General features: G+C 37.5%; 20 protein-coding genes and 1 riboswitch. Of the genes, 6 read left to right on the forward strand and 14 right to left on the reverse strand.

Going from position 1 to position 25,751, the window contains the following annotated elements; genetic code table 11:
• Window positions 1-21: 21 nt before the first annotated feature.
• The 3 genes from uvrB to ACJJVU_RS07040 all read right to left on the reverse strand — a co-directional run bounded on the left by uvrB (window position 22) and on the right by ACJJVU_RS07040 (window position 3,978).
• Complete coding sequence (gene uvrB / locus ACJJVU_RS07030) at window positions 22-2,022, reverse strand: excinuclease ABC subunit UvrB (RefSeq protein ID WP_298327096.1); 2,001 nt, start codon at window positions 2,020-2,022, stop codon at window positions 22-24.
• 108 nt (window positions 2,023-2,130) lie between these two features.
• A complete protein-coding gene (locus tag ACJJVU_RS07035; protein ID WP_405223687.1) occupies window positions 2,131-3,309 on the reverse strand; it encodes an aspartate aminotransferase family protein in 1,179 nt (392 codons plus the stop codon).
• 87 nt (window positions 3,310-3,396) lie between these two features.
• Window positions 3,397-3,978 carry a DUF2892 domain-containing protein gene (locus ACJJVU_RS07040; RefSeq protein WP_298327102.1) on the reverse strand — a complete coding sequence of 194 codons (582 nt, stop codon included), beginning with the start codon at window positions 3,976-3,978 and terminating at the stop codon, window positions 3,397-3,399.
• Between the two features lie 199 nt (window positions 3,979-4,177).
• Between ACJJVU_RS07040 and rpmH the strand changes: the two genes are divergently transcribed.
• The 3 genes from rpmH to ACJJVU_RS07055 all read left to right on the forward strand — a co-directional run bounded on the left by rpmH (window position 4,178) and on the right by ACJJVU_RS07055 (window position 7,889).
• A complete protein-coding gene (gene rpmH, locus ACJJVU_RS07045; RefSeq protein ID WP_013751688.1) occupies window positions 4,178-4,339 on the forward strand; it encodes a 50S ribosomal protein L34 in 162 nt (53 codons plus the stop codon).
• 106 nt (window positions 4,340-4,445) lie between these two features.
• The gene (carB, locus tag ACJJVU_RS07050; protein WP_405223690.1) at window positions 4,446-7,298 is read left to right on the forward strand and encodes a carbamoyl-phosphate synthase large subunit; all 2,853 of its coding nucleotides are present in this window, start codon (window positions 4,446-4,448) and stop codon (window positions 7,296-7,298) included.
• A 273-nt stretch (window positions 7,299-7,571) separates the two neighbouring features.
• Window positions 7,572-7,889, forward strand: coding sequence for a T9SS type A sorting domain-containing protein (locus tag ACJJVU_RS07055; RefSeq protein WP_405223692.1), 318 nt, complete (start codon window positions 7,572-7,574; stop codon window positions 7,887-7,889).
• A gap of 45 nt (window positions 7,890-7,934) precedes the next feature.
• Here ACJJVU_RS07055 and ACJJVU_RS07060 read toward each other — a convergent pair whose 3' ends face one another.
• The 7 genes from ACJJVU_RS07060 to ACJJVU_RS07090 all read right to left on the reverse strand — a co-directional run bounded on the left by ACJJVU_RS07060 (window position 7,935) and on the right by ACJJVU_RS07090 (window position 14,611).
• Window positions 7,935-8,303: a hypothetical protein gene (locus tag ACJJVU_RS07060; RefSeq protein WP_013751691.1), complete on the reverse strand. Its 369-nt coding sequence runs from the start codon at window positions 8,301-8,303 to the stop codon at window positions 7,935-7,937.
• A gap of 7 nt (window positions 8,304-8,310) precedes the next feature.
• On the reverse strand, window positions 8,311-9,720 hold the full coding sequence (gene rmuC / locus ACJJVU_RS07065) for a DNA recombination protein RmuC (RefSeq protein WP_405223695.1): 1,410 nt from the start codon (window positions 9,718-9,720) through the stop codon (window positions 8,311-8,313).
• A 48-nt stretch (window positions 9,721-9,768) separates the two neighbouring features.
• Window positions 9,769-11,004 (reverse strand): DUF2130 domain-containing protein, encoded by a 1,236-nt coding sequence (locus ACJJVU_RS07070; protein WP_339848610.1) that lies wholly within the window; start codon window positions 11,002-11,004, stop codon window positions 9,769-9,771.
• A gap of 82 nt (window positions 11,005-11,086) precedes the next feature.
• Window positions 11,087-11,614: a hypothetical protein gene (locus ACJJVU_RS07075; RefSeq protein ID WP_405223697.1), complete on the reverse strand. Its 528-nt coding sequence runs from the start codon at window positions 11,612-11,614 to the stop codon at window positions 11,087-11,089.
• Between the two features lie 5 nt (window positions 11,615-11,619).
• Window positions 11,620-12,411, reverse strand: a complete 792-nt coding sequence (locus ACJJVU_RS07080; protein WP_405223699.1) for an ABC transporter ATP-binding protein — start codon at window positions 12,409-12,411, stop codon at window positions 11,620-11,622.
• The gene (locus ACJJVU_RS07085) at window positions 12,412-13,437 is read right to left on the reverse strand and encodes an iron chelate uptake ABC transporter family permease subunit (RefSeq protein WP_405223701.1); all 1,026 of its coding nucleotides are present in this window, start codon (window positions 13,435-13,437) and stop codon (window positions 12,412-12,414) included.
• Window positions 13,430-14,611, reverse strand: a complete 1,182-nt coding sequence (locus ACJJVU_RS07090; protein WP_405223703.1) for an ABC transporter substrate-binding protein — start codon at window positions 14,609-14,611, stop codon at window positions 13,430-13,432. Before ACJJVU_RS07090 ends, ACJJVU_RS07085 begins: the two co-directional genes overlap by 8 nt.
• 120 nt (window positions 14,612-14,731) lie before the next feature.
• Window positions 14,732-14,938, forward strand: a riboswitch (cobalamin riboswitch).
• A 32-nt stretch (window positions 14,939-14,970) separates the two neighbouring features.
• Here ACJJVU_RS07090 and ACJJVU_RS07095 point away from each other — a divergent pair.
• On the forward strand, window positions 14,971-16,827 hold the full coding sequence (locus tag ACJJVU_RS07095; protein ID WP_405223705.1) for a TonB-dependent receptor: 1,857 nt from the start codon (window positions 14,971-14,973) through the stop codon (window positions 16,825-16,827).
• 8 nt (window positions 16,828-16,835) lie between these two features.
• Window positions 16,836-17,909, forward strand: coding sequence for a YncE family protein (locus tag ACJJVU_RS07100; protein ID WP_405223707.1), 1,074 nt, complete (start codon window positions 16,836-16,838; stop codon window positions 17,907-17,909).
• Between the two features lie 78 nt (window positions 17,910-17,987).
• Here the strand turns inward: ACJJVU_RS07100 and ACJJVU_RS07105 are convergent, their stop codons facing one another.
• The 4 genes from ACJJVU_RS07105 to ACJJVU_RS07120 form a co-directional block, all read right to left on the reverse strand.
• Window positions 17,988-19,427, reverse strand: a complete 1,440-nt coding sequence (locus ACJJVU_RS07105; RefSeq protein WP_405223709.1) for a S41 family peptidase — start codon at window positions 19,425-19,427, stop codon at window positions 17,988-17,990.
• A gap of 141 nt (window positions 19,428-19,568) precedes the next feature.
• The gene (locus ACJJVU_RS07110) at window positions 19,569-22,394 is read right to left on the reverse strand and encodes a TonB-dependent receptor (RefSeq protein ID WP_405223711.1); all 2,826 of its coding nucleotides are present in this window, start codon (window positions 22,392-22,394) and stop codon (window positions 19,569-19,571) included.
• Between the two features lie 195 nt (window positions 22,395-22,589).
• A complete protein-coding gene (locus ACJJVU_RS07115) occupies window positions 22,590-23,252 on the reverse strand; it encodes a hypothetical protein (protein ID WP_405223713.1) in 663 nt (220 codons plus the stop codon).
• Window positions 23,245-24,471 carry an exo-beta-N-acetylmuramidase NamZ domain-containing protein gene (locus tag ACJJVU_RS07120; RefSeq protein WP_405223715.1) on the reverse strand — a complete coding sequence of 409 codons (1,227 nt, stop codon included), beginning with the start codon at window positions 24,469-24,471 and terminating at the stop codon, window positions 23,245-23,247. Before ACJJVU_RS07120 ends, ACJJVU_RS07115 begins: the two co-directional genes overlap by 8 nt.
• A 36-nt stretch (window positions 24,472-24,507) precedes the next feature.
• Between ACJJVU_RS07120 and ACJJVU_RS07125 the strand changes: the two genes are divergently transcribed.
• Window positions 24,508-25,740 (forward strand): ABC transporter permease, encoded by a 1,233-nt coding sequence (locus tag ACJJVU_RS07125; protein WP_405223717.1) that lies wholly within the window; start codon window positions 24,508-24,510, stop codon window positions 25,738-25,740.
• Window positions 25,741-25,751: the final 11 nt, after the last annotated feature.

The following is a 25,751-nucleotide window of genomic DNA, read 5'->3' on the forward strand; positions in this document are numbered from 1 at the left end:
CGTAAGGAGACCCTTTCTTATTTACGCGAGTTCCTTAAGTTTATCTTGGTAGACCTTAATTTGATCTCTGAGCTTTGCAGCCTGCATAAAGTCAAGCTCCTTTGCAGCAGCTTCCATAGCTTTACGAGTGCTTCTTATTTTCTTTTCAATCTGCGGCCTTGTTTGATACTCTTGAGCATCTTCGGCAGCTAGGTTTACAAGTTCTTCGGCTTCTATTTTATAAGCTTCTTTTTGAGTCATCGCATTATCCAGCGATTTTTTAATTGCCATCGGGCTCAATCCGTGCTTGGTATTGTAGTCTATTTGTTTTTGCCTGCGGTAATTACTGTCATCTATGGTTTCTTGCATAGAGCGAGTAATTTTATCTGCATACATAATCGCCTTACCGTTTATGTTACGGGCAGCACGACCTATCGTTTGTGTGAGTGATCTGTTACTACGTAAAAAACCTTCCTTGTCTGCATCTAGTATCGCTACTAGAGAGACTTCAGGAAGATCCAGTCCTTCTCTTAATAAGTTAACACCCACAAGTACATCGTATAATCCTTTACGCAAATCTTGCATGATTTCTACACGTTCTAGCGTGTCCACATCAGAGTGTATATAGCGAGTTCTTATGTCTATTCGCGTTAGATATTTTGTGAGTTCCTCTGCCATACGCTTGGTAAGGGTAGTGACTAGAATACGTTCATCACGAGCCGTGACTTTTGTGATTTCTTCTATAAGATCATCTATCTGGTTAAGCGATGGACGTACTTCTACAATGGGATCTAGTAAGCCTGTCGGTCTGATGATTTGCTCAACATAAGCTCCTTCGGTTTTTTGTAATTCATAATCTGCTGGAGTTGCAGATACGTAGATGACTTGATTCTGCATCGCTTCCCATTCCTCAAATTTAAGAGGTCTGTTATCCATTGCTGCAGGAAGTCTAAAGCCGTATTCTACTAGGTTTTCTTTTCTACTTCTATCACCTCCATACATAGCACTTACTTGAGAGACTGTTACGTGACTTTCATCTACCACCATTAAGTAGTCGTCTGGAAAAAAGTCTAATAAACAGAACGGTCTAGTACCTGGCTCACGTCCATCAAGATATCTTGAGTAATTCTCTATTCCTGAGCAATAGCCTAGCTCGCGTATCATCTCAAGGTCAAAATTAGTTCGCTCATCAAGGCGTTTTGCTTCTAGGTGTTTACCTACGCCTTCAAAAAAGCCAACTTGCTTTGTAAGATCCTCGCCTATTTGATTTATAGCTCCTTGGAGTACATCTTGCGAGGTCACAAACATATTTGCAGGGTAGATGCGCAATTGCGAGTACTTCTCAATCACCTCTGCAGATGCTGGATCAAAGGCTTCAATCTCCTCAATCTCATCACCAAAAAAGTGAATTCTAAACGCCATATCTGCATACCCAGGAAAAACCTCTACGGTATCTCCTTTAATTCTAAAATTTCCGTGGTTAAACTCACTTTCCGTTCTAGAATATAAACTTTGCACTAGTTTCTTAAGAAACATGGTGCGGGCGATTACTTGATCTTGCTTAATCTCAATAATGTTTTTTTGAAACTCGGCAGGGTTTCCTATACCGTATAAACAAGAAACCGAAGCTATCACAATCACATCACGCCTCCCAGAGAGTAGGGAAGTAGTGGTGCTCAATCGCATTTTTTCTATCTCCTCATTAATAGAAAGATCTTTTTCAATATAAACTCCAGAGGAAGGAATAAACGCTTCTGGCTGGTAGTAATCATAGTAGGAAACAAAATACTCTACGGCATTATTTGGAAAAAATGCTTTAAACTCGCTGTATAATTGGGCAGCAAGTGTTTTATTATGCGCAAGAACCAGTGTGGGTTTTTGCGTTTCTTGAATCACGTTTGCCACGGTAAATGTCTTTCCACTTCCGGTCACACCTAGCAGTGTTTGGTAAGCTTCGTTTGCGTTTACACCGTCTACTAATGATTTAATAGCAGTGGGCTGATCGCCAGTAGGTTTAAAGGGTGATTCAAGTTTAAATTTCAAGAGCAGAATTTTTTATAAAATTACGAGTTTTTACGCTTTCGCGAAAGCGTGACACTCCCAATGAAATGTTAGAAAAAATGAAACTTATGCTATTTACAGGTAAAGTGCCTAGTGAACCTCGTTCAAAGCACCTAAAAGTATCTCACAACCTTCCTTGATTTCATCTGTAGAAATGGTGAGTGGAGGTGTGATTCTTATGGCAGTACTTTCAAAAAGTAGCCAGAATAAAATCAATCCGCGATCTTGGCATTTAAGGATAACTTCAGAAGCAATCTCTGCCGAAGGTGTTATGGCAGCAAGCATGAGTCCGCGGCCACGTATTTCTGTGATAAGCGGGTGAACTAGTAGTGATCTAATTAATTCTTCTTTTTCTAATGCTTCTTGCATTAGGTTGCTCTCTGTAATTTCTTGCAGTGTAGCAAGTGCAGCAGCCGCAATTACTGGATGACCGCCAAAAGTGGTGATATGACCAAGTTTTGGATTATCTGAAAGCAAAGACATGATCTCTTGTGAAGCGGTAAAAGCGCCTATAGGCATACCTCCACCTAATCCTTTTCCAGTAACAAGAATGTCTGGAACTGCATTATAATGCTCAAAACCGAAGAGTTTGCCAGTGCGACCCATTCCTGGCTGAATTTCGTCCAAAATCAGTAGGGCGCCAACTTCCTGACATCGTGCTTTCACTTTTGCTAGAAAATTATGAGTAGGCTCTATAAAACCAGCTCCACCTTGAATTGTCTCGAGGACAACACCTGCAGTTTTTTCTGTTATACGCTCAAGATAACGCTCACAATTAAACTTAATAAAAGCGACATCACCTATCATAGGGCGGAAGGGCGCAGTGCGCTCTTCATTACTCATCAAGCTTAACGCTCCATAGCTATTACCGTGATATGCATCTACGGCAGCAATTATTTCTGTTCTTCCTGTTGCTCGTCTTGCGAGTTTTATAGCTCCATCTATCGCTTCTGTGCCGCTATTTACGAGATACGTGCTCTCTAGTGGCTCAGGAAGATGTTGTGCGAGAAGTTTTGTGAGTTGTACGGCTGGAGATTGTGCGTATTCTCCATAAACCATTACGTGTAAATATTTATCGAGCTGATCTGTAATTGCTTTTTTTACTCTAGGATGTTGATGTCCTAAGCTACAAGCAGAAACTCCAGCGACAAAATCTAGATATTTTTTGTTTGCAGTGTCATATATATAGCTTCCTTCTGCACGTGCTACTTCCATCGCTAGTGGATGCGGAGTGGTTTGCGCTTGGTAGGTGAGGAAATCTGATTTCATATAATAATAGATGACACTGGGAAATCTCAAATTTTCGCGAAAGCGAAATCAAATACACGTTTTTCTAAAAGAATAATAAGGACGATGTTATCTCCCTTGTCTTCTTCCAGCACGGGCAGATGTGCGCTGTCCATACTGTTGTTTAGGTTGGTTACCCGCACGTTTCATATTTTCTTTCATCATTTTGAGTTGTTCACCTAGCATGTTGTGCTTATCGTGAGACTCTGCTTCCTTCATAAGAACTTGTGCTTCTCGCTTGCGATTTTTGCTCATTGCTATACCTGCAAGGCTCAGTTTTGCCATTGCAAGATCTGCGTCCATAGATAAACCTAGCTCTATAGCTTTTCTAAAATATTTTTCGGCAAGGCTCATATTAGTTTGTGATACCATTAATCCTTGTAGGTAATTGTAATATCCTTCTTGCTTTTTTACGAGTGCAGTGGTTGGGTTTTTAATCTTTTCGAGCCATTTTTGTGCTCCAGGGAAGTCTTGTTTACGTAGGCGTAAGAAGGCTAGGAGTATAATTTCGTTCTTAAAGTATAAGAATATAAATATTCCCATTAATAGTAAGAGCATGATGCCGTTTCCTATTTCATTTTCAATAAACTGCCATACAGCAGCGGCCAGTGTGGCTAGGGCAAGAACAAGTTTGATATTTTTATTGAACATATATTGTATTTAGGTCGAATGATTTGTTATTTTTGCCTGACTCTGTGAGGCGATTGCAAAGGTATACAAAAGGAGATAAAATATTTTCATTTTTCCATTTGCAGAAGTAAAAACTTCTCGTATATTTGCGCCCAGCTTAGAGAGCTGTAATAAAAAGAAATTAAAGGCGGTCTTATAAAGACCTTAAAGAAGATACAAAATGAGCAAGAGAACGTTTCAGCCATCAAAAAGAAAAAGAAGAAACAAACACGGTTTTAGAGAGCGTATGGCTTCAGTAAACGGTCGTAAAGTTTTAGCACGTCGTCGTGCTAAAGGAAGAAAGAAAATCAGTGTATCTTCTGAAACTCGTCACAAAAAATAATGCATCTTTAAGATGTATATATAAGGTGTTGCTTTTTTTAAGCAACACCTTTTTTTATACCCTGTAAGTTCCTAATTTTAGAAAACATTAGAAAAAAATTAAGTAAATGCCTAAAAATCAAAACTTAAAATCGATTCTACTTATAGGCTCAGGGCCTATAGTCATTGGTCAAGCGTGTGAATTTGATTATGCTGGATCCCAATCTTTACGTTCTTTACGAGAAGATGGTATTGAGACTATTCTTATCAATTCTAACCCGGCGACTATTATGACTGATCCGACAATGGCGGATCATGTGTATTTATTACCATTAAATACGAAGTCAATTATTCAAATCTTAAAGGAACATCCTCAGATAGATGCTGTACTTCCTACAATGGGTGGACAGACTGCACTCAACCTTTGTATTGAGGCAGACGAAAAAGGGATTTGGAAAGACTTTGGTGTAGAACTTATAGGTGTTGATATTGCTGCGATTAATATTACAGAAGATCGTGATCAGTTTAAAAACTTGATGCGCGACATAGGTATACCGATGGCACCACAAGCAAGTGCAAACTCGTTCTTAAAAGGAAAGGAGATTGCGCAAGAGTTTGGTTTTCCATTAGTGATACGTTCTTCATTTACACTAGGTGGAGCAGGAGCTTCATTTGTATTTGAAGAAAAAGATTTTGATAAATTACTTTCACATGGTCTAGAAGCATCGCCAGTACATGAGGTGATGATAGATAAGGCTCTTTTAGGCTGGAAGGAATATGAGCTAGAATTATTACGTGATGCAAATGATAACGTAGTAATAATCTGTGCGATAGAGAATATGGATCCTATGGGAATCCACACTGGAGATTCTATAACAGTAGCTCCAGCAATGACACTTTCTGACGTGACTTATCAAAAAATGCGTGATATGGCTATCCATATGATGCGTAGTATAGGTGATTTTGCAGGAGGATGTAATGTACAATTTGCAATAAATCCGGATAATGAAGAGGAGATTATTGCGATTGAAATTAACCCACGTGTATCAAGATCATCTGCACTAGCATCTAAAGCAACTGGATATCCTATTGCAAAAATTGCAACTAAGCTAGCAATAGGTTACCACCTTGATGAGCTGGATAATCAAATTACAAAGTCTACATCAGCGCTTTTTGAGCCTACCTTAGATTATGTTATTGTAAAAATACCACGTTGGAATTTTGATAAGTTTGAAGGAAGTGATCGCACACTTGGCTTACAGATGAAATCTGTAGGAGAAGTGATGGGTATAGGTCGTTCTTTTCAAGAAGCATTACACAAAGCGACACAATCACTTGAGATTAAGCGTAATGGGTTAGGAGCAGATGGTAAAGGCTATAAAAGCTATGACCAGATTATAGAGAAGCTTACGTATGCGAGTTGGGATCGTGTATTTGTAATCTATGATGCAATCCAGATGGGTATTCCATTAAACCGTATTCATGAGATTACTAAAATTGACATGTGGTTCCTTAAGCAATACGAGGAAATGTATGCAATGGAGAAAGAAATTTCTACATATAAATTAGATACGCTTCCGCGAAATTTACTTATGGAAGCTAAGCAACAAGGTTTTGCAGATCGTCAGATTGCTCACATGTTAGGATGCTTAGAAAGCGAGGTAACATTTAAACGTGATGAACTACGTGTAAACCGAACATTTAAGCTCGTGGATACGTGTGCAGCAGAGTTTGTTGCAAAAACTCCTTATTTCTATTCTACTTTTGAAAATGATGTAGAGCTGGCAGATGGAACATTAACAACTCACAATGAGAGTATTGTTTCAGATAAGAAAAAGGTTATCGTATTAGGTTCTGGTCCTAACCGTATAGGTCAAGGAATAGAATTTGACTACTGCTGTGTACACGGTGTAATGGCAGCTGCAGAGTGTGGTTATGAAACAATCATGATTAACTGTAATCCAGAAACGGTGTCTACAGATTTTGATACTGCAGATAAACTTTACTTTGAGCCAGTATTCTGGGAGCATATTTATGATATTATCCGTCATGAAAAACCAGAAGGGGTAATTGTTCAACTAGGAGGACAGACAGCTCTTAAGTTGGCTGAAAAGCTAGATCGTTATGGTATCAAAATTTTAGGAACCAGCTATAAAGCACTTGATCTTGCCGAGGATAGAGGAAGTTTTTCTACACTTTTAAAAGATCTTAATATACCTTACCCAGAATTTGACGTCGCCGAAACAGCAGATGAGGCTCTAGCTGTAGCTGCAAAACTTGATTACCCTATTCTTGTAAGACCATCATATGTTTTAGGAGGGCAAGGAATGAAGATTGTAATAAATGACAATGAACTAGAGGAACACGTAGTAGATTTACTTCGTAAAATCCCTAACAATAAATTACTATTAGATCACTACCTAGATGGAGCTATAGAGGCAGAGGCAGATGCTATTTGTGATGGCGAAGATGTTTACATCATCGGTATTATGGAGCACATAGAACCGTGTGGTATTCACTCTGGTGACTCTAACGCTACCTTACCTCCTTTTAATCTGGGAGATCTTGTAATGGAGCAAATAAAAGATCACACTAGAAAAATTGCACTAGCTCTTGATACGGTAGGTCTTATAAACATCCAGTTTGCCGTTAAAGATGATAAGGTGTTTATTATAGAGGCAAATCCTCGTGCATCTCGTACGGTTCCATTTATTGCTAAGGCTTACAAAGAACCTTATGTAAATTATGCAACTAAGGTGATGCTAGGTGCTAAGAAGGTAAAAGACTTTACTTTTAAACCGCAACTAGAAGGATATGCGATCAAGCAGCCAGTATTCTCTTTCAATAAATTTCCTAATGTGAATAAAAACTTAGGGCCAGAAATGAAGAGTACTGGAGAAAGTATACTCTTTATTGACAACTTAAGAGATGATGCATTTTATGACCTATATGCTCGTAGAAAAATGTACTTGAGTAATTAAATATTATCTCGGAATAATTTTGAAAAAGCCTACTTGATTAAGTAGGCTTTTTTGTGCTTAACAGTTGGCTCAAATAAAACTAACAAGCTGTACATGAGAGTATAATGTTTACTTTCTTTGCTTAATATTGTTAAAAATTTTGCATTTTGACGTGCTATTGTAATATAATTGTAGGTTTATTCTTTCAATGACAAGATTTTAAAAAAATCAATCTTATATTGTAAGCACAGACAATTAATTTTTCCCCCATTGATGATTAAAAAATTACTTTTATTGAGCTTCTTTTTCCTATCGGTAAGTGCGGTTGTTGCTCAAAATAACTATAAAAAGGTTGATAACGTAAGCCAAACTTCTCTAGCAGAAGCGGTGTCAATTTATCCTAATCCTGCGATTGATAAAGTTCAAATTTCTAATGATTCTGATAGTAAACTTAAGGTAGAAATCTATAATATCTTAGGAGATTCCATGCTGAGTAAAAGCATCATTGGAAATGATGATTACATTGATATAACGAGATTACAAGCGGGTATTTATATAGTTTCTTTTACAGATGGTAAGCGTACGACTACCAAGAGACTAGTTAAAAACTAGCACTAAAATCATACTCATAAAAAAAGCCGCAATTTGCGGCTTTTTTTATTGTCTATTAAAATGTGGTGATTGTTCTGGAATTACTTTTGTCACAAAGTATTTTGAATCTCCCCAAAAAGAAAATGTCCCAAATCGTTCTATATATTCTAGCTTCACATATTGCCCTTGATATTCATTAAGCGCTTCAATAGCTTCTTTCTCTTGATCTAATACCGAGAAACTAAATATCTGTGCGCCACTTATACCTTGACTTATCTCACCTTCCCAAGTTTTAAAAACTACTCCTTTATTCGAGAATTTTATAAGTTCTCCAGCGCGAGTTCCTTTACTATAAGGCACGTAGTATATAAATGCAAACCATCCCGCAGCCATAAGAAATATGGTGGTTAACACTACAAATAATATTTTTTTCATAACTGATTTATTCTATTAAAGTTATATCGTCGTCACTTGCAATAGCACGATTAACGATGTTTTCTGGAAGTTGTTTCTTTGCTTTTGCTCCCATTTTTTTCAATTTTTCAACTCGTGTAATTAGGTTTCCGTTTCCTTCTACAAGTTTATTCATTGCTGCCGAATATCCTGTCTTAGCATCGTCCATTTTTTTGCCTACAGCAGTTAAATCGGTCACTAGCCCATGAAATTTATCATATAACCCTCCGGCTTGCTTTGCAATCTCTAACGCATTCTGTTGTTGCTTCTCATTATTCCACATAGAATCGATGGTGCGCAATGTTGCTAGCAGCGTAGATGGAGTAACAATCACAATGTTCTTTTCAAAAGCCTGATTATATAATTGATTGTCATAGTTTATCGCCACCGCAAATGCTGGTTCAATAGGGATGAAAAGTAATACAAAATCTGGACTTTCAATCTGGTAAAGATCGTGGTAATTTTTATCACTGAGCTGTTGTATGTGACGTTTTATAGCAGCTACATGATCTTTTAAATGAGTGTCACGTAGATGTAATTCTTCCTCATTTACAAATCGCTCATAAGCGCGAAGCGAGACTTTACTATCTACAATCATTTTTTTGTTATCTGGAAGGTGAATCACGACATCTGGTAGTACTCTGTTACCTTCTTCTGTAGTAAAGCTCTGCTGTATAAAATATTCTCTATCTTTTTCAAGACCAGATTTTTCTAGTACCCTTTCTAGTACAAGTTCGCCCCAGTTACCTTGCATCTTACTATCTCCTTTGAGTGCTTTGGTAAGATTGTTTGCCTCCTTAGTCATTTGTTCATTAAGAGCCGTGAGGCCTTTAATTTGCTCATGTAAGGCAGAACTTCTGTGTATTGCTTCCTTGTTAGTAGACTCTACTTTGAGTTCAAATTTTTCAATTTTTTCCTGAAGAGGTTTTAGTATACTGTCAATATTTTTTTGATTCTGTAGTGTGAATTTATTCGACTTTTCATCGAGTATTTTACTAGCTATAATTTCAAAATCCTTGGTAAATTTTTCTTGTAATTGCTCTAGCTCATTGGTCTTCTCATCCATGCGGAGTTTGAGATTCTCATAGGCAACATCACGTGCAGTAAGCTCATTTTGAAATTGATCTTTTTCCTCTCTTATGTAAGCTATTTGCTTCTCACTTTCAGCGCGTAATGCTTGAAGCTGATTGCTGTTTTCTTGTCTAAGCGATGTGGTTTCTTGTTGCGCTTTCGCGAAAGCGGTCTTACCCTCAACTACCTTCTCTTGCTCATTGTGAAGGCGTTCTTGTAAACTTATAAACTGTCCTTTCTTCTTAAGATTTGCAACGTAAAACCCTAATAGTCCTCCTACGAGAATGCCCAGGCAACCAATGATAATAAGAAGAAGTGTATTGTCCATATAATTATAGAGGTGATAAGATATATTGAGAATGTCTATTTACAAAGGTTAATCTATCTGAGTATCTGGTAAATCTAGTACTGAAGATGTCTCTAGTGCATTACCAGCAATCCCTTTTATAGAACCAAATAACGCCGAAATATTTTCTTGTACCACCCAGATTTGCTTCTCACGTGATGCCCATATTCTGTGCATCGCTTTTTTCTCTGAGTTGAGCTGATTGATCATGCCATCGTAGTTCTCTACTATGCGTTTTATGTTTTGCACAAACTCATTACTAGTAAGGTATCCATAAAGAAGCTCCATTTTATCTCCTTTATTCTCGTCAGATGATTTTACTGACTGTGTTTTAATGAGCATCTCTCTCAGTACAAATGAGACACTTTTCACCTCATGAAATCCGCAAATCCAGACACCATCTTTCTCTCCAAAACGATCCATATCGCTAGGGAATGTTTCTGTTACAATCACGGCAATGTCTGCTTTACATTGTATTTGATCTTGCTTGAGTTTTTCTATCCAGTCGTTTGAGAAATTCTTAGTGCGCTTACTTTCATAAACGATAGAGCCACATTGTTGCTGGAGTCTATTAACAACATTTTGAATACAATCTGCACCACGTATTCCCTTACCAACTTCCGTAATATTGTCAAAAGGGTAGGAGTGAGCAAGTAGTTCTTCTAGCGCAAGTTCCTGCACTTCTCCTTGCATTTGCATGCTTCCTTGCTCTGCCTTGCGCTTCATCTCGTCTATAAGCTTCTTTTGATCGTTAAGCTTCTTTTCAAATTCCTTTTCTTTAAGGAACATGGCTTCACGTTCTTTTGCTCGGGCTTTATCTTCTATATCTTTTTGACTTTCAAGCAGCTGTTTTTGCATGGTGAGTTGCAACTCTTCTGCTTGTTCTTTTAAATGATTTTCACGCTTGAGTAAATCTATTTCAGCCGATTTTAATGCGCGGTTTTCTTCTTTGCGTTTATCATTTTCAGACTGTAGAGATTTCAATTGCTGCTCATAAGCCTCTTGAGTTGACTTTTCGATTTTCTCCTGCTCTTTAACTAAGCGCTGCTCTAGTTTTGCCTTAAAAAGCTCATTCTCACGCTCTTTTTTTTCTTCAAAGAGTGCTACTTCCTTTTCAAGCTTTGCACGTTCTGCATTAAATTTTTCGGCTTGTTCTGCTACTTTACGTTCGTATTGCGCTTTAAACTGCGCCTGTAGTTTTCCTGATAACGCCTCTTCTACGTCAAAGTTGTGAGCACAATTAGGGCATTGGATTTTATCAGTCATCGATCTCTTTATTTTTGATAGTAATTCCTAATATTTGGAAATATGCTATAAAGATAGGAGAAGTGGTAAACATACACTCGATTTACCAGTTTGCTTTTTCAACAAAAACATGTGATGGGATATCGACAGAAAGATAGTGGCTCACGTTCTTTGTACTTTGAGAATAAAGAGATAAAGTATCTCCCACAAGCTCTTGATATTGCGGATTATAGAGCTGTGAACCATTTTTATTTGTAATATAGTTTCTAGTAGATAGGGTGTTGTAATTATAGTCATAGTAGCCCTGGTCTGTTTTTTGAGCTCGTAGCGTATCTAGACTATTCAAGTCAAATTCATCAAAAACCGCTAGCCTGCCGTCTTTATAAAACTTCAAGTATTTTTTATAATTATAAGTAGTCACTGCGTTTACGTTATCTTCATCATACTTATGATAATGACCGACAAGCTTGTAGAGTTTAGTAGTGTCTATAATCTTATAGACTTCACTTGATGTCATTTCCTGCGCGACAAGTATATCATTAATCTTAGTAGTGTGCTTTGTGGTTGCTCTATATCCAGAGCAGCTCGTAATGATTATTAAGAGGATTATACTTGTATAAAAAGTTTTCATTGAGATTATTTGAGAAAAAAGATACGCTTTTCTCTGTCAAACCTCACATTATCAGCAGGAAACAATGTGTCAAAAACTCCATTGCTTATCAAGCTAGATGGTGTGTCAAAGTGCGTGGTACCACTTTTCATGACTATAATCTTGTCACAGGCGTTTAACGCATAAGGGATATCATGTGTGGAGAATAATATTGTTTTACCATGCGTATGGGCAATAGTCATAAGTAGTTTTAATAGGGAAGCCTTGTGATGTAGGTCTAAATGCGTCATAGGCTCATCAAGCAAAATTAAGTCTGTGTTCTGAGCGAGCGCACGTGCTATTAAAACTCGCTGCAGCTGCCCATCACTAAGCTCGTAGCATTTTTTTTCTTTGAGTGTGAAGGTCTCCGTATTTTTAAGAGCCTCGATAATTACTTCTCTATCGGTATCAGAAATGGTTCCCAGCCAGTTTGTGTAGGGTTGTCTTCCTAAGGCTACAAGTTCGGCAACAGATAGATTTTTTGAGATAGGTTGGTTAGTAAGCACTACACTCAATTGTTGTGCGAGTAGGGATGGAGAAATGGTTTTTATTTGCTTTCGCGAAAGCGTAACCTCACCACTCACAGTAGGTTGTAATCCAGATAATGTGCGGAGCAATGTGGACTTTCCTGCGCCGTTAATCCCCACAATACCTACGAGTTCTCCTTTGTTTATATCTAGGTTTATGTCGCTAGCAATGACAGTATTTACTGGTGATGCCAGATAGCCTATAGAAAGATCTGTAGTTTGTAAAATGCTATGTGAGCTCGGATTATTCATCTAGAAAAGTAATTTCTTTTTACGCACTAGTAACCAAATTACAACAGGAGCTCCTACCATCGCAGAAATTGCGTTGATGGGAAGCGTGAATTCGCTAAAAGGTACTTGCGCAATCGTGTCACAAATAAGCATTAAAATGGCACCTCCCATGATTACCGCTGGTAATAATATAATGTGTCTTGTGGTTTTTATCACCTGACGAATAAGATGCGGAACTGCAAGCCCTATAAAAGCAATAGGACCAGCAAAGGCAGTAATACTCCCTGCTAGCAGGCTAGTTGCGATGATAATAACCAATCTTGAACGTGAGAATCTAGTGCCTAAGGTTCTTGCATAAGCATCGCCAAGTAAAAAGCTATCGAGTGATTTTAGACTTGCGATGGATAAAACTAATCCTGCGGCAAAACAAAGTGTCAAAATCCCAACGCCATTCCATGATAAATCACCAAGACTCCCGAAAGACCAAAAAACAAAACGCTGTAACTCCTCGGCTTTACTGAAGTATGCTAGAACGCTCACTACGGCGCTAGTAAGGCTGCCTACCATAAGACCTATAATGAGCAATGCCATGGTGTCTTTTACTCGTGTAGCGACTCCTATAACCATGAGTAATACTAGAAAACTACCTGCGCTGGCGGCGATAATAAGACCCCATTTACCAGAAAGAAGTGCTGTAGAAAGCCCGAGAACGGTACCTCCCAGAATATATAATGCAACCCCTAAACTTGCTCCACTACTAATACCTAATACAAAAGGACCAGCCAGCGGATTACGGAAAAGTGTTTGCATGAGCAATCCAGATACCGCAAGTCCAGATCCCGCAATAATCGCGGTGATGGCCTTGGGCAACCTATAATCTACAATAATATATTGCCAAGAAGATTTTGAAACCTCAGAACCTGTAAGACTCGCAATAACATCCTTTATAGGTATAGCAACAGATCCTAGACTTAGATTTGCTAGTACACATACCAGCAACACCAGCGTAAGAATGAGAAACGTAGGGATGTAGCTATTGTTATTCATCTAGTGTGTCAAAAAAGGTAAAAGCCTCTGTAATCATTTCTGGATGTAAGATTTTGGCAAGATCTCGCAATACTAAATCAGGTCTGTTAGGCGCTAGCTCGTAATATAACAATCCGCCAGTTTCTCCTTTATATTTTGCAAATGTGTATACCTTCTTGTTTTTAAATGCGTCAAACTGAGCATAAGCGGGATTATCACTCGCAAGCTTAGCATAACTAGTGTACTGTCCTGGTGCTATCCAGAAGTCGGCTTGCTGTCCTTTCTCTAGTACAGATTCTATACTTAGTGCGATGCTTCCAGCTCCTTCGGTCTCAGACCACAAGTAATTACCGCCAGCATCCTCAAGTACTTTTGCTTGCCAGCTGTCACCTTTAGGTAGATACCAGATATCTTTAAACATGCCGCCACTTAAAACTGTTGGCTTATTTTCTATAGTGGCTATTTGCTCTTTTAGTAGGTTGTAGTTCGTTTTTATGTGATTAAAAATGCTATCTGCCTCGCGCTCTTTGCCATATAGTGCGCCAAAGAACTTAATCCATTCTGCTTTTCCTAGCGGGTCTTTTTCCACCCAATCTCCATTATATAGTACAGGAATTCCAGCTCGTTCTACACTGTTGAGTGACTTGTTTTCTCCCTCTACACCAAAGCTTATAATTGCCTCGGGACGCAGCTCGATAGTGAGTTCTGTATTGAGTGATTCGTTTTGACCAAGGTCAATAATTTCTTTGTTTGCAATACGCTTTCGCGAAAGCGGACTAGAGATATAATCAAGATTAGGAAAACCTTTTAAAGTCTCTGCTACCTCCAGCATTTCTAATGACGGAATATGTGTGGTTGAAGTAACGACAACAGTGTTTAACGGTGTTTTGAGAATGGCATCTACGCCTTGTGATTTAAGCTTTTCTTCTAGTGTGTTAGACTGCTCTATATCTGTGTTTTCTCCAAAAGATTCTTTTGGAATTAGCGCATATTTGAACACCTTTTGCGCTCCAGGAAATGCTTCTGTAACTGTTATAATTGTATGATTTGAGTATTGTTTTATAGAAAATCCGTTTGCATAATCTATAGACAATATGGTGCCTTGGCCATCGCTGTTTTTAGCCTCTTTTGACTTCTCTTTACATGAAATGAAAAGTGATAATAAAGTAACTAGAAATAGGGTAGTATTCTTCATCTGTCAAAAGTAGCATTAAAATAATCAATGAGACAAGCGCTCATTTAAGATAACAAATGACCAACTTGAGCTTGTGATTAGTTTTTAAATATTTATAGATAGACTGAAACTTAGTTATGTATATTTGTGCCGAATTTTGGTTCTAATGTGCCACACGAGCACGGAGGATTAATAGGGAATTCCGTTAAAAACGGAAGCTGTTCCCGCAACTGTAAGCTAAGCCCTTTATGGGTTTGTTACTACTACAAAGCCACTGTCACAAGGTGTTGTGATGGGAAGGTGTAACAAAAGCAAGCCAGGAGACCTGCCACAATTCTTAATTAAAATCAAGCGACTCTCGGGTAAAGAGGCGGTAGATAATGAGACATATTTTCCTTTTTATTGCAGTGATGCTTTATGCACACGCGTCTGTTGGACAGATAGATACACTTCAAGTTTTACCTGAGGTGATTTTGAGCGACGTAAAGTTGCGAGAGCACAGCGTGGGGATTGCAATTCAAAAAATATCTGATAGCATTATACAGCAATCTAGAACATCTCTTACAGATGTTTTGAAGAATAATACAAGTATATATTTTAGGGAAAATGGTCCTGGAGGAGTTTCTTCGGCGTCTTTTAGAGGGACAAATGCTTCTCAAACAGCCGTGGTGTGGAATGGTATCAACATAAACAGTCAGCTCACAGGTCAAACTGATTTTAATACCATTTCCACTAATAATTATGATAATCTTGATGTGCGTGCAGGCGGTGGTAGCATCATTTATGGCTCAGGAGCAATAGGAGGGAGCGTCCACCTTAATAATGAAATCCAGTTCTACAAACGTGCTGAGACTATTATTTCTGCGGGTTATGGAAGTTTTGATACACAGGTAGCACATGCAAAAACAAGATTTTCTACAGACAAATTTTATGTGGACGTAGGAGCCGATTTCCAGCAGTCTGAAAATGATTTTGACTATCTGGATACAGATAATTTGTTCAATGCTAACGGTCAATATGAGAATCTAGATCTCAATCTCAATGCTGGCTACCTATTATCAAGTGATGGAGATAATACTCAAATTTTAAAATTACACCATAACACATATGTAGGCGATCGTAATTTTTCTGGTACGCTTACCGCACCATCTAATGATGCTTATGAGGATCGCAACACGAGAACCTTAGTAGCTTGGGAAAATCTAAGCAAGCGATATGATGGAACCTTGAGACTAGCTCATATTTACGAGCAATTCAGATATTTTGCAAATAATGAGTCAGGCCTTAATGATTTAGGCAAAGCCGCTCGTTACCTAGCAAACTATGAGGGTACTTTAAAAATAGATTCATCCAAGAGATTTACGTTTTTGGGAGAAATAAGCACGATATCGGCAGCGGGAGCCTCCATCGAGAATGCATCAAGAAGGAGTGCCTCTACCGTAGCATTATGGAAACATCAATTGCTATCGGCATTGAGTTATGAAATACAGGTAAGGCAGGAAGTTGTTGAAGATTATCGTAGTCCATTCTTGCTAGGGGTTGGTTTGGATTACGCTTTCGCGAAAGAGTACATGCTTTCATTCAACGCTTCCCGCAATTACCGTATACCTACATTTAATGATACCTACTGGGCCGGTCCAGGAGCTATGGGTAATCCTGATATCCGTCCAGAAACGAGTAAGCAAGCCGAGCTAGGGGTTTCTAGAAGTCAGAACAACGTCACTTTAGGTTTAAGAGGTTTTTATGTAGATACAGACGATCTTATTAAATGGCAACCTAACAGTGCAGGAATATGGAGTCCTGTAAACATTGAAGATACGGAGCATTATGGAGCCGAGTTTTCTTTTAAATTAGATAAGAAAATAGGACAGCATCGTCTTGCAGCAAGCGCAGCATATGCCCATACAATTGCAGAGAATGCAGAAACTAATAAGCAACTTATTTATGTGCCTAAAAACAAAGGAACTATAGGTTTGAGTCATAATTATAGTTGGCTTGGCTCATACATTCAAGGTACTTATAATGGAAGTGTATTTACTACAACAGATAATACATCAACAGTAGAAGATTCTTTTGTTGCAAATGCTGGCATAACTGCAGAGCTTTTTAAGAATGGAAATCATAAAATGATATTGTCTACACAAATCAATAATGTCTTGAATACAAATTACCAGACGGTCGCTTTTAGACCTAATCCTGGGCGCAACTTTTTAATACAAACAACGTATACCTTTTAAACACAATTATGAAAAAAACAATTTATTTATTATCCGTACTATCGCTATTTGCTTTTTCTTGTGAAAGTGATGATGACTTCACAGAGCCGATTATAGAAGTAGAAGTAGAAGATGAGGCCTATGAGAATGGATTTTTAGTGACTAATCAGGGTCCTTTTAATAATGGTTTTGGTACAGTTACATTTTTAGATGAAGGATTAACTACTTCAGAAAATAATATTTATCAGACTGTAAATGACGATAACCTAGGTAACATCGTACAATCTATAGGTTTTACAGAGGATAATGCCTATGTAGTTGCAAATGTTGGGAATAGACTTACGATAGTAGACAGATTTACCTTTGAAGAAATTGCTCGTATTGAAACAGGTTTATCTAATCCAAGATTTTTTGCAAGTGCTAATGGGAAAGGGTATTTGACTAACTGGGGAGATGGAGCAGATGCTACAGATGATTATATCGCAGTTATAGATCTAGCCACTAATACAATTACAAATACTATCGCAGTAGAAGAAGGACCTGAAGAAATACTATATAACGGAACTTATCTTTATGTAACAAACCAAGGTGGTTTTGGCGTAAATGACATTGTTACGGTAATTGATCCTGCTACTGATACTGTTATAACAACAATACCAGTAGGTGATGCGCCTAATGGATTAGAGTTAGATAGCTCAGGGAATTTATGGGTGCTTGCTGGTGGTGCACCATCATTTACAGGTACTGAGACTGCAGGGAGTTTATCTGTAATCAATACAACTACCAACACAGTATCTTCTTCATTTGATTTTGGAGTTACAGATCATCCTAACTCTATTAATATAGAAGACCAATATCTTTATTACTATTTAAATGGAGAAGTTTTTGTGTCTTCTACCACAGACTTTGAAATACCTACTACTCCAGAATTAACTGGATTATCACTATTTAATATGATTGTAAGAGGGAATGTATTAATAGGTACAAATGCAGGAGATTTTGCAAGTAATGGTTCTGTGGAAGTTTATGACCTTACAACTGGAACTTTGGTTAATACGCTTACAGCAGGTGTTATACCAGAAAACATCTATTTTAATGATTAGTATTCATTGCTCTAATGAACTATAATAAAAAAGGGGTAACTATATGTTACCCCTTTTTTATTACTCTTAAATTATTATTTATAAATCGATGCGATCTACCATCATGCGCTGGTATAATGGATCTTCTTGCTCTGAGTCATAAATAGATCGTTGTATACTAGTATTATAGTTCGTGCTACTTCTACCATTAAGTATAACGTCTATAGCAGCATCTAGTAAAGGCTCCCCTTGTTCTCCTAGTTGTCCAAAATTTTCAAAATCTTCTGCAATTAGTAAGTCTGGTGTGAAACCATCAAAGTAGTCTGTTAGCCCATTAGCGTTTACAGATTTCAATACTAATGGAAGCATTACATAACGGTGATTAGGGTTTGCCTCCGAACGACGGAAGTTAGGTGCAGGAGCATCATATAATAAAAATGAACCTTCAAATTTACCTACAGTGTTAGTTCCTATTTGAATTACCTCAATGTAAGGATCAAGACCGCTTAGTATAAGTTCGCTCGCACTTGCAGATCTCCCTGTTGTTAATACAAAAACTCTCGTTAGGCCTAAGCTGTTTATAGCTGGTCCATCATCACCAGAGCCAAGATTGTTATTAAATCTTCTTACGAATTCATTTGCTTGATTTCTATCCGCATTATACTCTTGGGTTATGAATTCTTCACCGTTAAACTGTCCAGTAATCATTGTAGAAAGATCATTTGCGGTTTCTATAGATCCACCTCCATTATATCTTAAATCAAGAACAAGATCTGTAACTCCCGCACTACGAAATTCCGCAAAAGCAGCGTTGAGTTCGCTATCAAATTCATTAGTAAATCCTGTGTAATGTAAATATCCTATTTCATTACCTCCCACGCTCAGTACGTTTACCGTATGTACAGGGTTTATGGTGAGTTCAGTTTTTGTAATTACAATTTCTTCTCCTGTCGTGGTAAAGTCTGTTCCATCATAGGTTGCTAATCCTATGGTGTAACTATCTGGAGCAAAAAAGCTATTAAAATTTGTACTTCCATCTATCGCTTGTCCATCACCACTTGTGAGTGGTTGTCCATCTACAAGTGTAAATATCATTCCTCGCTCTGCTCCAGCAAGATCTGCTGGGCTGTCATTTACTACATAACGTACAACTCCAAAAGCAGTAGTAGGATCGTTAGGCATAATTAACAAAGACAGGTTTAATCCAGAAGAAGTACGTATACCTGCAAGAGAGTTTTCTAGAGCAACATAATCATCTCTTAATATGCTAAAGCGATCTCGTGTAGATGTAAGCGCGTCAAAAGTCGCTTCCGGAGAAGAGAACTGACTTAAATAATCAAATCTAGCGGCGTCATTTTCAAAAAAGTCATTTGCTAGTTCTGGTACATCTTCTTTATATAGTGACCAATAATTTAAACCTCGATATACAAAGTCAGATATTTCAATATTCTCTGCTGGTATTAGATTGTCATCAAGGTCATCATCACAAGAACTTAAAAATACAAGAAGTGCGAGTGATAGGAGCGTTATGTTTTTCATCAATAATGAGGGTTTAATGGTGATATACTGTAAATATAGTTAAACGAAATACCAACGCAAAGATTACATAGTTTCTCGTTACTTCATAAAAAAGCCTCTCTATAAATGAATATAGAGAGGCTTTTGTTATAAATCAGATCTTTAGAACTGGTAGTTAAGAGATAAGTTAAACATCGTACCTAACTGGCTAAAGTGATAACCATCATACGTCATCTGAGAATAACGCTGATTGAAAGTTATTAAATTAGATTGGTTTTGCGTTGCTGCTGCATCTGCTAGTATAGCTGACCCTGCTGCATTTTCTGCTTTAAATTCCCATTCTGGTAATACGTTAAGTAAGTTATTTACATTAAGCGCAAGTGTGATCTTTTCAGTTACGTTATAGTTGATACCAAGATCTGTAACAATCTTAGGGATAAACTCTGTGCGTAGGTTGTCATCAAGTCCTTGTTGTTTAAATGTAGTTTTACCAAAATATGTGTTGTTTAAAGAGAAAGCAAACTTCCCGATATCATAATTACCACCTAAAATCCACTTAGTTCTAGGTCTAGAGGTAAAGAATAAAGCTTCTTGTGTAGCATTTACTACAGACTGTCCAGAATCCTCAACAAGTTGCGGATTTTTTACAGCACCATCACGCTCATTTGTAATTGTATAATTACCAGATAGATTAAGTCCAAGCTTACCGTTACCTAGCTCAATATTTCTTTTGCTAATCACTACGTCAAGTCCAGAAGTTCTTGTGTCAATAGCGTTAGAAAAGAAACTTACATCGCTCAGGTTATTGTCTCTTAGAATATCATCTAGTGGAGTAGTACCTATATTATTACCATCATCATCAAAAGCAGTTCCTGTAATTTCAGATCCTAAAACAATACGATCTTTTACAGCAATGTTGTAGTAATCTACTGTAAACGTAAGATTGTTTGCTAGTTTACCACCAAAACCTATGGTGAAGTTATTTGATGTTTCTGCATCTAGTTCATCGATTCCTAATAATTGTGCTTGTGTAGAAACGTTATTTACTAAACCTCCCACTTGTATACCTTGACCTGGGATAAAACTATATTGCGCTTTTTGTGTATAAATCTGGTGTAATGTTGGAGCTCTAAATCCAGTAGATAGTGAACCTCTTACAGTAAGATTGTCTGTAAGCTTATAGCGTGAGCTAAATTTATAAACAAATGTATTTCCAAAATCAGAATAGTTTTCTGTTCTAACTGTACCACTCAATAAGAAGGCGTCAGTTACGTCATAATCTAAAGAGAAATATCCTCCAATGTTGTAACGGTTAAACTTCCCAGAGTTTTCAGGGCTATTACCTGCAAATGAATCTGCACCACCACCATCATAAGAATCAAGTTTTCCTTCAATTACCTCAAATACTTCGTTTCTAAACTCAGCACCAAAACCAATGCTTACTTTATCAGAAAGTACTCTAGAGATGTCAATGTTTCCTACATTATGAGTAAATTTTGTTCCACCCGGATCAAACTGACGTGCGCTGTTTTCTCTGTATAATTGCGATCCTTCTGTAATCTCACCATCATCTACAGTACCGTTTCCATTTGCATCAACAAAAACAGATGGAGAAAACACTACATTTCTGTTATGAGAATCACTTACGCGGTAGGTTTGTGTGTTTCCGCCAGTCGTATAACTAGCATCAACATTCCAATCATTTATTGAAGTTCTGATACCAATAGTACCATTATAATCATTGAGAAGCCCTTCAAAAGTAGGCACATAACCATCATATCCACCCGCATTATTCGGGTTGTCACCAGGGAAAAAATCTGCTAAATAAGGAAAATCTTCTATAGTTCTCCAATATGGAGTTCTATAGTTTGCAAAACTATTTACCTTCTTGTAAACATAAGCGGTGTTAAAGTACAATTCAGTATTATCACTTACATCATAACCTCCATTAATTAAAAATTTTGAAGAAGCTGTCTCCGGAGATCCATTAATGTTATTTGCATCTGGATTGCGACCTAAAAACTCTTCTACTTCATCTAAAGTGATTGGAATAGCAGCATCACCATCAAAAAAGTCTCCAAATTCTCCAGCAGCATCAACAGTACCAGGTCTATTTGCAAGATTTACTTTAGAAAAGTCTACTGTATAGTTTATAAAACCTTTATCATCTCCTATAGTAGAACCATTATTTACACTTATTCCTATCATTTCGCCATCACCTTCAGAAGTGATTCCTGTTCTTAGCGTCGCCGAGCCTTCATTATCATTATCTTTTAAGATAACGTTCATTACACCCGCAATTGCGTCAGATCCGTATTGTGCAGATGCACCATCACGTAAAATTTCTACACGCTTGATTGCATCTGTAGGGATTGCAGAGATATCTGCACCCGTTTCTCCACGTCCTGGAGAAGTTTGAGTATAAAGAAGTGCACTTAAATTCTTTCTTTTACCATTAATTAAGATTAAGGTTCTAGAAGGCCCCATGTTTCTTATTTCATAAGGATCTAGAAGAGAAGTTGCATCATTTACAGGAGTTTGTACTGTATTAAATGATGGTATCTTATACTGTAAGGCTTTATCAAATGTTACTTGTCCTGTAGTTTGTAATTCTTTTGCAGATACAACATCTACTGGTACAGCAGTATCTACCTGACTTCTTGGAGCAGTTCTTGATCCTACAAGTACCACCTCACCAAGGCCTACACCTTCTTCAAGAGTTACATTTATAGATGAATTTCCATTTACTGCTACACGCTTCGTGTCAAAACCTAAGTAGCTTATTTCTAAAGTACCGTCGCTTTGTACCGTGATATTATAATTACCGTCAAAATCGGTTATAGCGCCATTGGTAGTTCCTTTTTCAATGACGTTTGCGCCAGAGATTGGAACATTGTTTTTATCTGTCACCGTACCTGTTACAGTAACTTGAGCAAATGAGGTCACACCAATTAATAGACCTAAAATAGTTAACGTGAGTTTGTGCATAGTTGATTTGTTAGTTAATGAAATTTTAACAGGTATTAAATACCTGTTAATTTGTGTTAAAACTAAGATAAAAATATAACGCAAACAGATATTTACTATCTATTTTTCAATAAATATTAGAGAGCCGGTGTTTTTTGTCAGCTAAGAGGATGGGAGCAGCCATTATCACTGACTTTCATGTTAATCCTTAAAAAATTATGCTATTGATTTGATTAACAGTTCGATATCGTTGTAGATGCGAGTGTAAGTCTCTTTGCGGGTTCTGTAACCTAGGAAAGATGAACAATATATTGAGGTTTCTAGCTCAGTTATATTATATAAGTCATCAATCTTCTCAAAATGAGATGCGTTTGGCACTCGTTGTTCTAATGTGTAACCAATCCACTCTTGAGAAAAAAATGTCGCTCCTTTTCTATTAAACAGTAAGATGAGCTCTGGTGAAATATGCTCAATAACCTCCTTTGTGATGGCTAATTGGCTTTTTAAGAAATCGCGTCCTTTCTCATCTTTAAGAAAATACTCTATTTGTTTTTGCTCTGTATGACGTTGATAAAATAAATCACAATAGGTAATTCCAAACTGTTCAAAATCTTTAAGTAGCGTGGAGAATTTTTTGAAGTAGCGATCAGAATTTAAGTGGTCATAGTTGTAGCTATATCCATTACTGCTTACAAAGTCATTTCTGAGAGAGGGATTAATCCCCATTACTAGTATGTTGGCTTGAGGATTTACTTCAGAGAATACAAATCCTTCTTCAGCTATAGCTAGTTGCTCTGCCGTTATAGACTGACTTTTAAATTGAGTGAAAACCTGTCCAATTTTCGCTTTAAGCGCACTATTAAAAGAATCGTTATTCATACATAAGGTACTGCTTACGTATGTTTTTAAAGTTTTCTATATCCTTTATCCAGTAACGTTTAATCTCTTTAAAGGTATATCCATCTTGAATTTGCTGCTGTAGTTTTTTATTACCAGCATGAAGGGTGAAACTAGCCGTTTTAAAGAATTTATTTTTGTCAGTACTTGCGGTATAAGCCTCTATGAGCCACTCAAGATTTACACGGCTCATGTACTCTTGAGCGCGCAAGTCTACACCATAGCACAGCTGCCCATTATGTTTAGGATCTTTTGAGCCAAAGTTGGGCTCAGGAGTGTAAGAATATGTGAAGTTGCTAGGTGAAAAATCTGGAGCTCCAAAAATTTGAAACTGCATTTCTGTTCCTCTTCCGGCATTAATGGTAGTTCCTTCAAAGAAACCTAGGCTAGGGTAGAGGTTAATACTTTTATCATTAGGCAAATTAGGGGAAGGACGCGTAGGTAAAGAATATGGAGTCGTGTAATCCCAATTTTCTAATGGAATCACCGTAAGATTACATTGCATTTTATCTTTAAGCCAGCCCTCACCATTAACCATCATCGCATATTCTCCTATTGTCATACCATATACTAAGGGCACTTCATGCATCCCTAAGAAGCTGGAGTGCTCCTTTTCCAGCGTAGGACCGTCTATATAATGAGCATTAGGATTTGGTCTGTCTAGTACAATCACCGGTATACCTTTTTCGGCAGCGGCTTCCATCACATAGGTAAGTGTAGATATATAGGTGTAAAATCGAACACCCACATCTTGTATGTCAAAGAGGATTACATCGAGTTCTTCTAGTTGCTCCTGGCTAGGTTTCTTGTTTTTACCGTAAAGAGAGATAATATTGAGACCAGTTTTTGGATCTTTTCCATCTTTTACTTGCTCTCCAGCGTCTACATCACCGCGAAACCCATGTTCTGGTGAGAAAACACGCGTAACATTAATTCCGTTAGCGATAAGTGAATCAACTAGGTGCGTACTTTCCCTTTCAGTGTGGGGAGTACTTTTAAATATGAGTCCGCTTTTGTTAGTAACCACACCTACTTTTTTATCTTTAAGTAATGGTAAGTAGAGCGCTGTTCTATTGGCAGCGGTAACGATTGGTTCTTGAGAAGGAGATTCTTGTAGTACAGTTTCTTTTTTAAATTCCGCTTTCGCGAAAGCGTTACTATCTCCACCGCTATTTGCACAAGAAATAAGCAGTGTGAGCATTAAAAAAAGGGTATTTTTGAAGAAAATGAGACGCATTTGAATTTAGAGTATTTTATAGCCAAACGCCTAAGTAGCGCGACATCGTATAAAAGTAGTGCTTCCAGTACGATAATTAAAATTGCTATCGTAGCAATTGCGATTGGTATGGTGATGATGCTTATATCTATTGCTACAGGACTAGGACTCCAGCGAGAAATTAGACAAAAAGTGTCTGCTTTTTCTGGAGATATTGTGGTGTCAAATTTTGACGGAAATAACAGTGAAGAGACGACAAATCCAATTTCTATAGATCAAGATTTTTATCCAGATTTTAATGCAGTACCAGAGGTAACGCATGTACAAGCAATTACTGTAAAAGCTGGCGTTATAAGGACTGCAGAAACCTTTGAAGGAGTAATTTACAAAGGCCTAGGTGATGATTATGACTGGAATCGTATCGAGGAATATATAGTAGAGGGAAGAAAGCCAGCACTTACGGGAGCGCTTAATAATGAGACTATCTTTAGTACCTATCTAGCTAACCGTTTAGGCTTTAAAGTAGGCGATAAGGCAATCATACAATTTGTAAATAAAGATAACACGCGCTTTAGACCGAGGGCACTAGAGATTGTAGGGCTTTATGAAAGTGCCTATCAAGAATTTGATAAAGTGTATATCATGGGTGATCGCCGTCATCTTACTCGTATAAATAACTGGGAAAAAGACGAGGTAGGAGCTTTTGAAGTTTTTGTAGATGATTTTGATAATCTTGAGGCACTGAATAATAAGGTGTATGAAAACTCTGGTTCTACTTTAAGGTCTATCTCTGTAATACAGAGTAATTACAATATTTTTGAGTGGATTAAACTATTTGATTTCAATATCATTTTAATAATTGTTATCATGATATTGATTGCAGGTATTAATATGATTGTGGCTTTGCTTGTACTAGTACTAGAACGTACAAAAATGATAGGCGTACTCAAGGCACTTGGAGCGTCAGACTGGAGTGTGCGTAAGATTTTTATCTATAATGCCATGTACCTAATAGGCCTTGGGCTCTTCTGGGGTAATCTTATAGGTCTAGGGATATTATATGCTCAGAAAATATTTGGTTTTGTGAAGTTAGACCCATCTACCTATTATGTAAGTGAGGCGCCTGTGCTCATAGACTTCTGGCATATTCTCTCTCTTAATGTAGGCGTGTTTGTGGTGTGTGTACTTATACTCCTTATACCATCTTACATCATAACAAAAATAAGTCCAGTAAAGGCAATACGTTTTGAGTAAAGAATAATAGC

It is taken from the genome of Dokdonia sp. Asnod1-B02 (assembly GCF_045063955.1).
In the GTDB taxonomy this organism is placed as follows: domain Bacteria; phylum Bacteroidota; class Bacteroidia; order Flavobacteriales; family Flavobacteriaceae; genus Dokdonia.

Coding starts and splice junctions, on each gene's coding strand:
- carB (WP_405223690.1), top strand. CDS start 4,446: ATGCCTAAAAATCAAAACTTAAAATCGATTCTACTTATAGGCTCAGGG.
- rpmH (WP_013751688.1), top strand. CDS start 4,178: ATGAGCAAGAGAACGTTTCAGCCATCAAAAAGAAAAAGAAGAAACAAA.
- ACJJVU_RS07110 (WP_405223711.1), bottom strand. CDS start 22,394: ATGCACAAACTCACGTTAACTATTTTAGGTCTATTAATTGGTGTGACC.
- rmuC (WP_405223695.1), bottom strand. CDS start 9,720: ATGGACAATACACTTCTTCTTATTATCATTGGTTGCCTGGGCATTCTC.
- ACJJVU_RS07040 (WP_298327102.1), bottom strand. CDS start 3,978: ATGTTCAATAAAAATATCAAACTTGTTCTTGCCCTAGCCACACTGGCC.
- ACJJVU_RS07120 (WP_405223715.1), bottom strand. CDS start 24,471: ATGCTCACACTGCTTATTTCTTGTGCAAATAGCGGTGGAGATAGTAAC.
- ACJJVU_RS07070 (WP_339848610.1), bottom strand. CDS start 11,004: ATGACTGATAAAATCCAATGCCCTAATTGTGCTCACAACTTTGACGTA.
- ACJJVU_RS07100 (WP_405223707.1), top strand. CDS start 16,836: ATGAAAAAAACAATTTATTTATTATCCGTACTATCGCTATTTGCTTTT.
- ACJJVU_RS07060 (WP_013751691.1), bottom strand. CDS start 8,303: ATGAAAAAAATATTATTTGTAGTGTTAACCACCATATTTCTTATGGCT.
- ACJJVU_RS07095 (WP_405223705.1), top strand. CDS start 14,971: ATGAGACATATTTTCCTTTTTATTGCAGTGATGCTTTATGCACACGCG.
- ACJJVU_RS07075 (WP_405223697.1), bottom strand. CDS start 11,614: ATGAAAACTTTTTATACAAGTATAATCCTCTTAATAATCATTACGAGC.
- ACJJVU_RS07105 (WP_405223709.1), bottom strand. CDS start 19,427: ATGAAAAACATAACGCTCCTATCACTCGCACTTCTTGTATTTTTAAGT.
- ACJJVU_RS07035 (WP_405223687.1), bottom strand. CDS start 3,309: ATGAAATCAGATTTCCTCACCTACCAAGCGCAAACCACTCCGCATCCA.
- ACJJVU_RS07080 (WP_405223699.1), bottom strand. CDS start 12,411: ATGAATAATCCGAGCTCACATAGCATTTTACAAACTACAGATCTTTCT.
- ACJJVU_RS07090 (WP_405223703.1), bottom strand. CDS start 14,611: ATGAAGAATACTACCCTATTTCTAGTTACTTTATTATCACTTTTCATT.
- ACJJVU_RS07085 (WP_405223701.1), bottom strand. CDS start 13,437: ATGAATAACAATAGCTACATCCCTACGTTTCTCATTCTTACGCTGGTG.
- ACJJVU_RS07115 (WP_405223713.1), bottom strand. CDS start 23,252: ATGAATAACGATTCTTTTAATAGTGCGCTTAAAGCGAAAATTGGACAG.